Genomic DNA, 13,331 nt, shown 5'->3' on the forward strand with positions numbered 1-13,331 from the left:
TCTCTGCCGGGCCACACCACTGAGAGCGCTCTCAGAGAACTCTGCTGTTCCACCCCCACCCCGTTGGAACGACGAAGGGCAATCTCCATGAGACGCACCGGAATCATGCGCGCGGGCCTGGCCGTGCTGCTCCTGCTCGGCGCCGGAGCGACCGCGAGCACGGTCCCCGCCGCCGCAGGCGAGAAGCAGCCCGCCTCCGCCGGTCTCCTCACGGCCATGCAGCGGGACTTCCACCTCACCAAGGCCGAGGCCACGGCGAGGCTCGCCGCAGAACAGCGGGCCACCGCCCTGGAGCCCAAGGTCCGCCGGGCTGCCGGAACCGCCTTCGGCGGCTCCTGGTTCGACGCCGACACCAACAAACTGACCGTCGCTGTTGCCCGGGGCGCGTCCGCCACGACTCTCAGGGACGTCCGGGCCACGGGCGCGACCGTCCGGACCGTCCCCCACAGTGCGCGCGAACTCTCCGCCACCCAGGCGAAGTTGGACAAGCTCCCGGCACCGGAGGCGGTCAGCGGCTGGCATGTCGACGCCAAGGCGAGCACGGTCGTCGTGAACGTCGTCGAGGGCAAGCGAACTGACAACGATGTCCGCGCCTTCCTCGCGCGTGCCCGCGCGGCGGGCCCGATCACCGTCGAGCAGGTCTCCGCCGCACCCACCACCTTCGCCGCCGGAACCGTCGGCGGTGACCCCTTCTACACCGGCAACGTCCGCTGTTCCATCGGCTTCTCGGTCTACGGCGGCTTCGTGACCGCCGGGCACTGCGACCAGCACACCGGCAGTGTCTACGGCTGGGACCGCAGCTACGTCGGCAACTTCCAGGGCTCGTCCTTCCCCGGCGACGACTACGCCTGGGTCAACGTCGGCAGCGGCTGGTGGACCGTCCCCGTGGTGCTCGGCTGGGGCACCGTCTCCGACCAACTGGTGCGCGGCTCCAACGTGGCGCCCGTCGGTTCCTCGATCTGCCGCTCGGGCTCGACCACCCACTGGCACTGCGGCACGGTCCTCGCGATGAACGAGACCGTCAACTACAGCCAGGGCGCGGTCCACCAGATGACCAAGACCAGCGTCTGCGCCGAACCCGGCGACTCCGGCGGCTCGTTCATCAGTGGCGACCAGGCCCAGGGCGTCACCTCCGGCGGCTGGGGCAACTGCTCCAGCGGCGGCGAGACCTGGTTCCAGCCCGTCAACGAGATCCTCAACCGCTACGGCCTGACCCTGCACACCGCCTGACCGTCCGGGTGAGTTCGGCCCCCAGCCGGGCTCACCTCCGGGGCACTCCGGCGGGATCGGTGGCCCACCCGATGTGCCAGTGGCCCACGCGGTGTCCGGCCGCCCGGCTCAGTCGACGTCGGCCACCGAGAAGATCCCCGGCCCGCTGACCCGGCGGGCGGCGGCGATCTCCTGCCGGCACCTGGCCCGGAACTCGGACTTGTCGGCGTACCGCGCGTGGACGACCTTGACCGCGACGGCCCGCCCCGCCCCGAGGCCGATCTGCCGATTGACAGGGACCCCTCGCTCCAGTTCGGCCCAGGGCCGCAGGGGACGCCGGTCCCGGCCCTGCCGGCGGGCCGTGTCCGGAAACCTCATGGTTCGCAGCAGGAACGCAAGGGGTCAATCCCGGCACCTGGCCCTATCCTGAGGAGGCATGAAGGGGGTTCGGGGCGGGAGTGCGTTCGGTGAAGTACCGGAATCGGAGGGGTCGTTCGGCCCGCTCGTCGTCTCCGGACGGCCGATGTTCCTGAGGGCCGCACACGTCGAACTGCCCCCGGAGAACCCCGACCCCACCGTGCTGCCCTCGATCACGCTGCTGGGACGTGGCTGGGAATCCGGCGGCGATCCCGGAGAACTGCCGTTGCCGCCAGGGCAGTTGCTCGCGGGCCAGTACCGCCTGATCCGGCCGCTCGGCTACGGCGGCATGGGCGAGGTCTACCTCGCGCTGGACACCAAGGTCGACAACCGCGAGGTCGCCATCAAGATCCTGCACCCCGAGCAGGCGGCGGCCGCGGCCGGCGCGCTGGCCCGGGAGCGGCGGGCCCTGGTCGACCTCGGCCACGACGACATCATCCGCGTCTTCAACTACGGGCATCACCCCGAAGTGGGCGACTTTCTCGTCCTGCAGTACGTGGACGGACTCACGCTGCAGGAGGTGCGGGCACGGGCCGAAATGAACCCGCGGGAGTTCGGCGACCACCGCTTCCACGAGTTCGTCCTCGCCTACGGAGTGCGCGTCCTGACCGCACTCGCGTATCTGCACGCCGACCGGCCCGGCAAGGTGTACGGCGATCTGAAGCCGGACAACGTCATGCACGACGGCACCACGACGAAGATCATCGACGTGGGGAGCGTACGCCCGGCCGGGGCGCCGGGGACGACCACGGACGGCTTCAGCGCGCCGACCGTGGGACCGAACGGCGAGTCCGGAGCGCAGGACGACCTGTTCAGCCTGGGGGAGACACTGAGGCGGCTGAGCGGACTCGGCACGGCGGCGGGGGACCTGGCGCGGCTGGGTGACCTCGCGACGCTGGATGCGGGGAACGCGGCAGCCGCCGGAGGGACATCGGCCGCCGGGGGAGAGCAGGGCAGCCAGACGTGGACGGCGAAGGACGCCACCGCCCCCGTCCCCCGCGGCCTGGGCCTCCTCTCCCTCGCCCGTGTCCTGCACCGCGCGACCCTCGCCGAGCCCGCCGGCCGGTTCGCCGACGCACGCGAGATGGACCAGCAGTTACGGGGCGTGTTCCGCGAGTTGAGATCCCTGCGCACCGGCACCGAGACCTTCGAACCCTCCCCGCTCTTCCACCAGTCGCCCTACGCCCTCGACGGCGCCCTCGGCTCGGCACCACCCCTCGCCCACTGGGCCGCCCCCGACGCCCCGTCACCGTTCGCCCCGCCCTCACCCGCCGACGTCGCCCGGCGGCTGCCCGTCCCGCGCCCCGACCTCCGCGACGAGCACCACGCCGAACTGAGCAGACTGGCCGACGCCGCCCCGGAGGCCCTGCTCCAGCACATAGGCGACTGGCGCGACTCCACGGAGGTCCATCTGCTGCGCTGCCGGCTGCGGTTGCGGAACCCGGCGGACGGACCCGACGCCGCCGAGGCGGAACTGCGGGCCGCCGAGGAGCGGATCGGCCCCGCCCTCGCCCCGTACGACTGGCGGCTGGACTGGCACCACGCACTGCTGGCACTCGCCCGTGACCAGGCAGACGTGGCCTGGCGGCACTTCGACCGGGTGTACGCGGCGATCCCCGGCGAGTACGCGCCCAAACTGGCCCTCGGCCACTGCGCGGAACGCCTCGGACGCCGGCACGAGGCCCTGACCTTCTACGAGGCCGTCCGGCTGCGTAACCCGTCGCTGGGCAGCGCCGCCTTCGGCGCCGCGCGCGCCCGCCTCGCCCGGGACGGCGAAAGGGCGCGCAGGGAGGCCGTACGCGAACTCGACGCCGTACCGCAGCACTCGCGGCACCGGACCGCGGCCCGTACCGCGGCCGTGCGGATCGGCATCGAGTACGTGCGGACCGCCGAACGCGACGACGAGGTACCGCGGCGGCTGCGCGAGGTCCTGGACCGTCTCGGTCTGCTCTTCCACGCGCACGGACTGACCGACGAGGAGGCCAGGGTCCGGATGACCGTCGAGGTGTGGGAGGCCGTACAGGGAGCCCTCGCACGCGGCGCCCTCGACGCCCCGGCACTCACCGCCCTGTCGGCCGGCGCCGACCCCCGGCTCGGCCTTCCACGCGACGAACAGAGTCTGCGCGAGGACCTCTCCCGCCGCTACCTGACACTCGCCCACCAGGCCGCCCGCTCCACCGCCCCCGAGGACGCGGCCGTCGCCGAGACCCTTCTGGACCGTGCCTACGAGATCCGCCCGCTCGCCTTCCGACACCACAGGGACAGCCCATGGCTCGGCAAGAGAGTCGCCGACTGGCTCCGGACGGTCGCTCACGCGCCCTCGCACAGGACACCCTCCGCCTCGCGCGGGCGGGTGCCGCCGTAGCCGCCGAACTCGCCCGCCGGATCCGCCGCTACGCCTGGCCGCCCACCACCGGCCACCGCAACCGCGGGTATCTGCGGGACCGGCTCGTCGCGCTGCCGCTGCTCGCCCTGGTGGCCTTCGGGGCGCTCGGCTGGGCCTACACGGGCGCCCGCGACGACTCCGCGTACCTGCGGGAACAGGCGGCGCCCGCGCTGGTGGACCTCGCGGACGCCCGGGCCTCGCTGCTGATCGCGCAGAGCGAGGCCGAGCGGAACCTCGCCGACGGACGGGCCGCCGAACTCAGCGGGCTCAGCGAGCGGTACCGGACCCGCGTCGCACGCGCGACGCAGAGCCTGAACCAGGTCACCCGCAGCGGAGCGCTCACCGTCGCCGAGGAACAGAAGCTGCGGGTCGTGTCCGCGCTGGTCGTCGACTACACCGGCTGGATCGGCCGGGCCCAGGGCCACGCCACGGACCCGGTCCTGCGGGAGGCCGGACTCGCCACCGCGCGCAGCATGCTGTGCACGCGGACGAGCGCCGCGAGCAGGGAGAACCCCTACCCCGCGTGCCCGGCCGAGACCGGCGTCGGGGCGACCTCTATCGTCGACCGGGTCACCGGCCTGGAGGCAGGTCTGCGGGGGCGGTTCGCCGACCGGGCCGCCTGGGGGGCGGGCGCCATCACCGCGACGGTCGTCGCCGCGCTCGCCTTCGTTCTCCTCGCCGTCGGCCTGTGGCGCACGCTGTCCTTCCTGCGGCGCCGCTTCCGGATCCGGCTCAGCATCCCCCTCGCGGCCGCCGCCCTGACCCTGCTCGCCGTCCCCTTCCTGGCCGCCGACGCCCTGCTCGCCCTGCACGCCCAGCGCGAGACCGTCCCCGTGGCGGACGCCCTGGCCGAGCAGACCTCCCCGAAGACGGAGACCGCGGCCGAGGAACGCCCCTTCGCAGGGCCGGATCCACGGGCCATCGAGACGCTTCAGGCGCGGATCGACGACGGCCTGTCCGACGGCCGGCTCACGTTCCTGGACGGGGTCGCCCCGTTCGTCCTCCCCGCGGGCCTCGCCACGGCGGCCCTGATCGCCGGCACCCTGCACGCGTACCGCCGCGAGTACCTCGTCGTCACCCGCCCGGGAGCCCTGTCATGAACCGCCTCCTGCGCCTCCTCCTCACGGCCTGCCTGCTCGCCCTCGTCCCAGGTTGCGGTTCCGGCACCCGGGAACCGCTCGTCGTCCTCGGCCCGTGGACCGGCGAGGAGGGCAAGGCCTTCGAAGCGGCCCTCGACACACTGGACGACGGGACCGGGCGGACATACACCTACGAGGGCACCCGCTCGCTGCGCGAGACGCTCGTCTCACAACTGGAGGCCGACGACCCGCCGGACGTGGCCGTCCTCAACAGCATCGGCGAACTCACCGAGTACGCCCGCCGCGACAAGCTGAAGCCCCTCGCCGAGGAGAGCGCCGAGCGCGCCTATCCGCCCTGGGCCCCGACGCTGCTCGTGGACAGCAAGAGGCGTACCTACTGGGTGCCGCTGAAGACCGACCTCAAAAGCCTCGTGTGGAGCAAGAAGGGCGCGCCGGACGACAAGCCCACCTGGTGTGTGGGCCTCGCCTCGCAGGCCACGTCCGGCTGGCCGGGCACCGACTGGATCGAGGACCTCGTGCTCCACCAGGCGGGCCCCACGCTCTACACCGAGTGGGCCACGGGCCGCCTCGACTGGCGCACCCCGGCCGTCGAGCACGCCTGGACGACCTGGGCGCACCTGCTCGGCCCACGCTCCCCGCAGTCGGTCAAACGGTCCCTGACCACGTCGTTCGAGGGCTCGTCCGACGCGCACGGACAGCCGCTCGGCCTCCTCGGCTCACCGGGCTTCGACTGCACCCACGAGCACCAGAGCGCCTTCATCCGGTACGTCTACGCGGGCGACGCCGTGAAGGTGGAGCCGTCGGCCCGCTATCTGGACGGACCGTCCGAGTACCGGGACGCCTTCGAGGTCTCGGGCGACATGGCCGCCGTCTTCAGCGACGACCCGGACGCCCAGGAACTCGTGGAGCGGCTGTCGAGCCCGGCCGGCCGCGAACGCTGGCAGGCCAAGGCGGATCCCGCGGTACGGCCACTGTTCCCGGACGCCGCCGGGCTCTCGCCACCCGCCTCCGCATCCCCCGTCGAGCGGGAGATCGACTCCCTGCTCACCACCCGCGCCCACACCCTCTGCTTCGACGCGTCCGACGTGATGCCCCCCGAACTCCGCGACGCCTTCCACCGTGCGGTCCTGGAGTTCTTCCGCGACCCGACCGACTCGCAACTCGACTCACTGCTCCAGCAGTTGGAGACCATACGAACCCACGCGAACACGGAGTCCGGCACCGACCGCACGTTCCGCCCTCCGGAGGATGTCTGCGCGAGGCCCGGGGGGTGACCGCTGTGCGGGGCCGAGCGGCGGAGCTTCTGCGCGGGGGCGGGTGGCCGCCGCGCCAAGTCCGGCCGACGACCATGGCCGGGTGCCGGGTGCCGGGTGCCGGGTGCCGGGTGCCGGGCGGTGTGAGCCCTGGCGGACGGCCGGTGTGCGACGGCTGGTACATGGTGCCGGGCGAGCGGTGGGTGCCCGCTGTGTGGGGCCGAGCCGCGGGGCTTCTGTGCGGGGGTGGGTGCCCGCTGCGCCGGGTCCGGCCGACGGCCAGGTGTGGTGGCGGGCGGTGTGAGCCGTGGCGGACGGCCGGTGCATGGTCGCTGCGCGAGACCTGGCGGTCGACCCTCCGCCTCGGTCCGGTCCCCGCCGTGGCGGAGCCCTCGCACGCCGGCACGGGCTGACATGGTGGTGTCATGTGCTGGAGTGCGACAGCGGATCTCGTGGCGGGCGCGGCCGTCACGTCCGTGGGGGTGGCCTGTGTGGCCCGGACCCGCCGTGCCGGGGACCTGCCCCTCGCCGCGCTGCCCCTGCTGCTCGGCGCCCACCAACTCGTCGAGGCCCACGTCTGGCACACCGGCGGCGGCACCGGCGCGGCTGTCGTCGCCTGGGCCGTCATCGCTCTTCCCGTGCTGGCGGTATGGGTGCCGGTCGGCGTGTGGTGCGCGGCCCCGCGCCGGGCCCGACGCCGGGTGACAGCGGTGGTCCCGGTGGGCGCGGTGACCGCCGCCCTCCTCGGGTACGGCCTCGCCACCCGCCCCGTCCGGGCCGAGATCCGCGGCCACACCATGGCCTACGTCATCGGACTGCCCCATGCGGAACTGCTCGTCGCCGGTTACCTGATCGCCACGGTCGGCGCGCTGCTGCTCTCCGGCGACCGTCGGCTCACCGGACTCGGGGTCCTCGCCGGGGCGGGCGCGACGGTGTGCTGGCTGCTGTGGCGGCTGGAGTTCGTGTCGACGTGGTGTGCGCTGGCTGCCGTCTGCTCGGTGGTCCTGTACGGGTGGGTGCACCGACGGCCCGCCCCGAGGCCGGCCCTCCCGGCATGGAACGCCCGGCACTGATCGGTGCGCGAACCGGCCCGTGAGCCCTCACGTCGGCGGAGGGCCTCCTCGGCCGGCCGGGGACATCGATCTGTCGTCAGCCGGCCGTGCCCCATGTGGTGTTCAGGCCGGCGAGCGCCCCGAACTCTCGCGGACCACCAGCTCCGGTACGCAGACACGGTGCGGGGTGACCTGCGCGGACTCCTCCAGCACTCCGTGCAGCAGGGCGAACGCCGCGCGGCCGAGCCCCGTGAAGTCCAGGCGCACGGTCGTCAGGGACGGCGTCAGATAGGCGGAGTGCGGGGCATCGTCGAACCCGGCCACGCTGACCTCGCCGGGCACCGTGCGGCCGGTCTCGTGCAGGGCGCGCAGCACACCGAGCGCGAGGTCGTCGTTGCCGCACAGGATCGCGGTGACGGACGGATCCGCGGCGAGCTTCAGGCCTGCCGCGTGGCCGCCGGCGGGGCCCCAACCGCTCTGCACGGGGCGGGTTTCCGGAGCACCGGCCTCCTTCAGGGCCCGGCGCCAGCCGCTGGTACGGGCGCTGGTGCGGCGGGTGCTGGACGGAATGGCCACGTAGTGCACGGTCTCGTGGCCCAGTGACAGCAGATGCCGGGTCGCCTCGTAGGCGGCCTCGCGGTCGTCGGTCCACACCCACGGCCGGTTGTCGGTGGGAGGGCTCGCCGGGGTCTCGACCACGCCGACGACCGCCAGCCCGGCCGGGACCGCCTCCAGGGCCCGGACGCCGGCGGGGTCGTAGGCGATCACGATGAGCCCGCCGCCCGCGTCGGCGGCACGCTGCACCTCGGCGGTGACGGCGGCCTCGTCGGCCGATTCGAGGACGCTCACCCCGACCGAGTAGGCTGCCGCTCGGGCCGCTTCCTCGACGCCCTGGAGGATCGAGGCGTAGCCGTAGTGCGTGGTGTTGGCGGTGAGCACGGTCACGGCCCTGCTGCGACCCCTTGCCAGGGCGAGCGCGGTGGCGTTGCGCCGGAAGCCCAGCTCGTCGATGGCGGCGAGCACCCGCTCCCGGGTCGACTGCTTGACGCTGGGGTGGGAGTTGATCACCCTGGAGACGGTCTGGTAGGAGACCCCGGCGGCCGCGGCGACATCCCTGATGCTTGCGGGACTGCGGGTGTGACCGGTCACATTCATACCGGGATTGTGACCCTTTGCTGACGGAACGTCAAGAAGAAGACGATGGGCGCGCGACCGGACGTATGCGCCCGGAGCCGTTGGCCGCCGCCCCGGTGCTCCGGAAGCCGGCCGGCCCGGCGTACGGCAGCCCGTCATGCGGGGCGCGACCGTGCCGCGCGCCAACGGCCCGGCACGACCGGCCGGTGAGGGCCCGGATGCGGCGACGGCTGCCGGGGCGAGTGGCCCGGCAGCCGTCGTCACGTCGTTCCGTTGTCAGGTGCGGCGCCCCGCCGGATCGCGCACGGGGCTGTCCAGATCACCGTCGGAGTCCGGTGCCGGTGCGGCCTTCGGCTCCTTCGCCCGGTCCGCGTGGCCCGGCCACCAGGCCGCGTGGCCGATCAGGGCCGTGAGGCTGGGCGTGAAGAACATCGCCATGACGAACGCGGCGACGGCGATGCCGAAGGAGACCGCGAAGCCCATCTCGGTGAGGAGCGCGTTGCCGGCCAGCATCATGGTGGCGAAGGTCGCCGCGAGGATGAAACCCGCCGCGGCGACGGTGGGTCCGGCGTGCCGTACGGCCATGCCGGCCGCCTCGCGTGGATCGCGTCCCTCGCGGGCCTCCTCCCTCAGCCGGGCGATCATGAGGATGTTGTAGTCGGTGCCGATGGCGACCACGAAGAGGTACATGATCACCGGGAGCATGAACATCAGTCCCGAGTGGCCCTGTCCTTCCTGGAAGATCCAGACGGTGGCGCCGAGTGTGGCGCCGAATCCCAGGCCCACCGACCCCATCAGGTACCAGGGAGCGACCACGCTGCGCAGCAGCAGCCCCAGGATGAGCATGATCAGTGCGGCGGCGACGGGGAAGACCGTCTTGTAGTCGTGGTTGACCGCCGTGTCGATGTCCTTGAAGATCGAGGACATTCCGCCGACGAGAGCTTCGGTGCCGTCCGGGGCGTCGGAGTGCGCGACGTCACGGACCTGGCCGACCGTCTCGATGGCCTTGTCCGTCGAGGCCTCGTACTTGAGCGTGACGGTGAAGTCCGCGGTCGTTCCCGCCTTGTTGACCTGGGTCATGCGGGCGCTCGCGACTCCGTCCACGGCCCCGAGTTTCGACGCGTACGCCGTGAAGGCGCCCTTGTCGAGGGGACTGCCGTCGGTGCTGGAGAGGTAGACGTCGGTGGGTGCGGCGGCGCCCGCCGAGTAGGCCTTCTGCATCTCGTCCTGGACGACCATCGACTCCTTCGTGTCGGGCATGGACCCCGACGCCAGGTCGAACGTGGCCTTGTAGCCGAGCGTCCCGAGGGACAGCGCGACCAGGACGAGGCCGGAGAGCGCGGCGGTGAGCGCCGGACGGTTCCGCACGCCCCGGCCGAGGGCGGCGAACCGGGCGTTCTCCGGCTCCCGTTGCCAGGACTTGGACGGCCAGAACACCTTGGGGCCGATGAGGGAGACGACGGCGGGGATCAGCGTCAGGCCCGCGATCAGGGTGACGGTGACCGCGATGGCCAGGGCCGGGCCCATCTGCTTGAGGAAGCCCAGCGTGGACAGCACCAGCGCGAGGAAGGCGATGATGACCGCCCCGGCCGCGGAGGCGATGGCCTCGCCGACCCGGTCGACCGCGTTGATCATGGCCTGCTTGGGTTCGTCACCGAGGCGCAGCCGTTCTCGGTAACGGAACATCAGGAAGAGGAAGTAGTCCGTGCCCACGCCGAACAGCACGACGATCAGGATCGACGAGATCGAGCTGTTGGCCTGGAGATCGAACAGCTTGGTGGCGTACGCGATCAGCCCGTTGGCGATCGCGGACACCAACCCGATCGTGATGAGGGGCAGGAAGGCCAGGATCGGGGCCCGGAAGATGATCAGCAGGGTCACCAGGATGATGACGAAGGTGCCGATGCCGATCAGTGCCTCGCCGCGCTTGGACGAGTCCTGCTGGTCGAGGGCCTGCGCGGCCGAACCACCGAGCTTGACGTCGAGGTCGGTGCCCTTGGCGAGTTGTTTGACGTCGTCGCGCAACACCTTGGCCGCGTCGGCCTGTTCGGGCTGGCCGGCCTTCTTGCTGTCCATCTGGACCAGGGTCAGGGTGTACCTGCCGTCTTCGGACGGCTGGCCGGGGACCACCTTCTGCACCTGGTCGATCTTCTTCTCGCCCAACTCCTTGGTGATGCGGGCGACGTCCTTCTTGTCCTCGGCGGTCAGTCTGCCGCCGTCGGTGCGTTGGTACAGCGCGATCGCGGACGGGGTGAAGGCGCTGGGGAACGCCCTCTCCTGGAGATCCGCCGCTTTGATCGATTCGTAGCTCTTGGGTAGAAAACTGCTCTCGTCGCTGTTCGAGGGCAGGCTCGGGGCGGTGGCGACGATCGCCACGGCGGCGATCAGCCAGGCCACGATCGTCCAGACGGGATGTCGGACGACTGCGTTGCCAATACTTCGGAACATGCGGGGCGTCCTCCTGGGCAGGAAGATCACCGCAGCCCGGGGAGCGGTCCCTGGCACCGGCGACCCCGACCGCCCCTCAGGGCACTCCCCCCGTCGGGCGGCCGGAATGGTTGTCTTGGGCTCTCATGGTAGGGATCACTGTTGAAGATCGCTTCCGGGGGTGCCGCGTTCACCCGTCGCCGCGCCTGAACCGCAGCCGTACGCAGCCGTTGACCGGGCCGACGCTGCCGCGTCCTGGTCGCGTCCTGGTCGAGAACCCGCCGGAGACGCGGGCCTTCGGGCGCCGCCACCGGGTCGGCAGGCGGTGAGCGTTCGTGAAGCGTCTGTACAGGACCGGGACAACTTTAAGTATCAAGCTTCCCTGTCGGGGCGACACCTGTGACAGTGGGGTCATTGGGGGCAGTGCTGATGCCGGACGGACCACCCAGGACCACAACATGACGCAGAACCACAGCGGCGCACGTGTACTCGGCATGCTGCTCGTCCCCTTCCTCTTCAGCGGACTGATCCTCACCTGCACCGTGGGCCACGTCAGAACGACCATGTTCCGGGCTCCGGCCGCGGAGGGCCGCCAGGCGTACGACGACGAGGCGGCGGTCCTGTCGACCGTTCTGGCGACGCCGTCGGACTGCGGCCCGGAGATCCTCTCCTCCCTCACCGTTCGCCTTCCCTCGCCTTCTCCCTTGCCGTCGGCGGCCCCTTGAAGCCGACATCGCGTCCGGTGTGCCGTACAGCGGGATGCCCCGTCGACGGGTGAGGCCCGCCGGCTGATCCTGTACATCCGGCGTCGCACATGAGGGAGCGGAGCACCGATGACCATCCCGTACGGCTTCACGGTCGCCCTGGACCGGCACACCCGGGTCGTCGACGGCGGGCGGGCACTCCTCGGCGGCTTCCCGACCCGGCTGCTCCGGCTCACCCCGCGCGCGAGCGGACTGCTGACCGGGCGAGAAGTGCAGGTGAGCGACCGGGCGGGCGCACTGCTCGCGGAACGGCTGCTCGACGTCGGACTCGGCCACCCCGTGGTCGCCACCCTGCCCGAACTCCCCGCCGCCCGGCACACGTTCGTCGTTCCGGTCCGTGACCGGGCCGCACAGCTCGACCGTCTGCTCACCAGCATCGGACCGGGGCGGACGGTCATCGTCGTGGACGACGCCTCCGAACACCCGGAACCCGTCGCGGACGTCGCCGCGAAGCACGGGGCCCGGCTCTGTGTGCTGCCCGTCAACGCCGGACCGGCGGGGGCCCGCAACGCCGGGCTCCGGCTCGTCACCACGCCGTACGTGGTGCTGGTGGACTCGGACGTGGTCCTGCCCCCGGGCACCGTCCCGACCCTGCTCAGGCACTTCGCCGACCCCAAGGTCGCCATGGCCGTCCCCCGGATCACGGGCCTGGCCACCGCCGCCTCCACGGGCTGGCTCGGCCGTTACGAGAACGCCCGCTCCTCCCTCGACCTGGGTGCCCACCCCGCCGCCGTACGACCCGGCAGCCCCGTCTCCTGGGCGCCCACCGCGTGTGCCGTGGCGCGGACGGAGGCGTTGCGCGACGGGTTCGACGCCCGGATGCGGGTGGGGGAGGACGTCGACCTGTGCTGGCGGCTGATCGAGAACGGCTGGCGGGTGCGCTACGAGCCGAGCGTCGAGGCCGCCCACGAACACCGCGTCCGCGTCGGCGACTGGTTCCGTCGCAAGGCGGTCTACGGCACCGGCGCGCACCCTCTGGCCGAGCGCCACCCCGAGTTCATCGCACCCGCCGTCCTCACCCCCTGGAGCGCCGCACTGGCCGTCGCCCTGCTCGCCCAGCGGCGATGGTCGCTGCCCGTAGCCGGCGCGGTCTGTGCGGTCACCGCCGTCCGGATCGCCGACAAGCTCTCCGGCACCCGTGAGCCGCACCGGCTGGCGCTGCGGCTCACGGCTCACGGCGGCGTCGCGGCCCTCGCCCAGACCTCCGCCCTGCTGACCCGGCACTGGTGGCCCCTCACGGTCGTCGGCTGCCTCGCCTCGCGCCGTGTCCGCAGAGCGGCGGCCGTCGCCGCCCTGACCGACATCGCGCTCGAGTACCGCCGCGACCGCGCCGGGCTGGACCCGGTCCGCTACGGCGTCGCCCGCCGCCTCGACGACCTCGCCTACGGGGCCGGTGTCTGGTTCTCGGCGCTGCGGGGCCGCTCCACGGCGGCTCTGCGCCCCCGTTTCGTCCGCTCGGAGGGGCGTCGGACGCGCGGCTGAGCGAGGTCGAGGAGTGTCGGCCGGGGGGTCGCCCTCCCAAAATTTACTAGGACGTCCTACTATTTTCTTAGCCCACGCTTTTCGACGTGTCTTGGGAAGGCCCCGCC

9 protein-coding genes and 1 pseudogene are annotated in these 13,331 nt (G+C 72.3%); 7 read left to right on the forward strand and 3 right to left on the reverse strand.

The genetic code is table 11. The features are described from left to right. The first annotated feature begins 87 nt into the window (after window positions 1–87). Window positions 88–1,230 carry a S1 family peptidase gene (locus ACFYRX_RS19695; protein WP_389101207.1) on the forward strand — a complete coding sequence of 381 codons (1,143 nt, stop codon included), beginning with the start codon at window positions 88–90 and terminating at the stop codon, window positions 1,228–1,230. Window positions 1,231–1,341: 111 nt separating this feature from the next. Here the strand turns inward: ACFYRX_RS19695 and ACFYRX_RS19700 are convergent. Continuing rightward, window positions 1,342–1,539, reverse strand: a pseudogene (locus ACFYRX_RS19700) (hypothetical protein); the annotation flags it as partial. A gap of 106 nt (window positions 1,540–1,645) precedes the next feature. Between ACFYRX_RS19700 and ACFYRX_RS19705 the strand changes: the two are divergent. From ACFYRX_RS19705 to ACFYRX_RS19720, 4 genes are all read left to right on the forward strand, one after another. Next, window positions 1,646–3,991, forward strand: coding sequence for a tetratricopeptide repeat protein (locus ACFYRX_RS19705; RefSeq protein WP_389101209.1), 2,346 nt, complete (start codon window positions 1,646–1,648; stop codon window positions 3,989–3,991). Next, on the forward strand, window positions 3,895–5,112 hold the full coding sequence (locus tag ACFYRX_RS19710; protein ID WP_389101211.1) for a hypothetical protein: 1,218 nt from the start codon (window positions 3,895–3,897) through the stop codon (window positions 5,110–5,112). Before ACFYRX_RS19705 ends, ACFYRX_RS19710 begins: the two co-directional genes overlap by 97 nt. Further along, window positions 5,109–6,386: an alpha-glucoside ABC transporter substrate-binding protein gene (locus tag ACFYRX_RS19715; RefSeq protein ID WP_389101213.1), complete on the forward strand. Its 1,278-nt coding sequence runs from the start codon at window positions 5,109–5,111 to the stop codon at window positions 6,384–6,386. Before ACFYRX_RS19710 ends, ACFYRX_RS19715 begins: the two co-directional genes overlap by 4 nt. A 404-nt stretch (window positions 6,387–6,790) precedes the next feature. Continuing rightward, window positions 6,791–7,438, forward strand: coding sequence for a DUF6629 family protein (locus tag ACFYRX_RS19720; protein WP_389101215.1), 648 nt, complete (start codon window positions 6,791–6,793; stop codon window positions 7,436–7,438). Window positions 7,439–7,540: 102 nt separating this feature from the next. Here the strand turns inward: ACFYRX_RS19720 and ACFYRX_RS19725 are convergent, their stop codons facing one another. Together ACFYRX_RS19725 and ACFYRX_RS19730 are read right to left on the reverse strand one after the other, a co-directional pair. Continuing rightward, window positions 7,541–8,572 carry a LacI family DNA-binding transcriptional regulator gene (locus ACFYRX_RS19725; RefSeq protein ID WP_389101217.1) on the reverse strand — a complete coding sequence of 344 codons (1,032 nt, stop codon included), beginning with the start codon at window positions 8,570–8,572 and terminating at the stop codon, window positions 7,541–7,543. 255 nt (window positions 8,573–8,827) lie between these two features. Next, complete coding sequence (locus tag ACFYRX_RS19730) at window positions 8,828–10,999, reverse strand: MMPL family transporter (protein ID WP_389101219.1); 2,172 nt, start codon at window positions 10,997–10,999, stop codon at window positions 8,828–8,830. A 437-nt stretch (window positions 11,000–11,436) separates the two neighbouring features. Here ACFYRX_RS19730 and ACFYRX_RS19735 point away from each other — a divergent pair, with 437 nt between their 5' ends. Both ACFYRX_RS19735 and mftF read left to right on the forward strand, forming a co-directional pair. Further along, on the forward strand, window positions 11,437–11,703 hold the full coding sequence (locus ACFYRX_RS19735) for a hypothetical protein (RefSeq protein ID WP_389101221.1): 267 nt from the start codon (window positions 11,437–11,439) through the stop codon (window positions 11,701–11,703). Window positions 11,704–11,811: 108 nt separating this feature from the next. Beyond that, window positions 11,812–13,224 (forward strand): mycofactocin biosynthesis glycosyltransferase MftF, encoded by a 1,413-nt coding sequence (gene mftF, locus ACFYRX_RS19740; RefSeq protein ID WP_389101223.1) that lies wholly within the window; start codon window positions 11,812–11,814, stop codon window positions 13,222–13,224. Window positions 13,225–13,331: the final 107 nt, after the last annotated feature.

It is taken from the genome of Streptomyces sp. NPDC005374 (assembly GCF_042872225.1).
Lineage (GTDB): Bacteria > Actinomycetota > Actinomycetes > Streptomycetales > Streptomycetaceae > Streptomyces.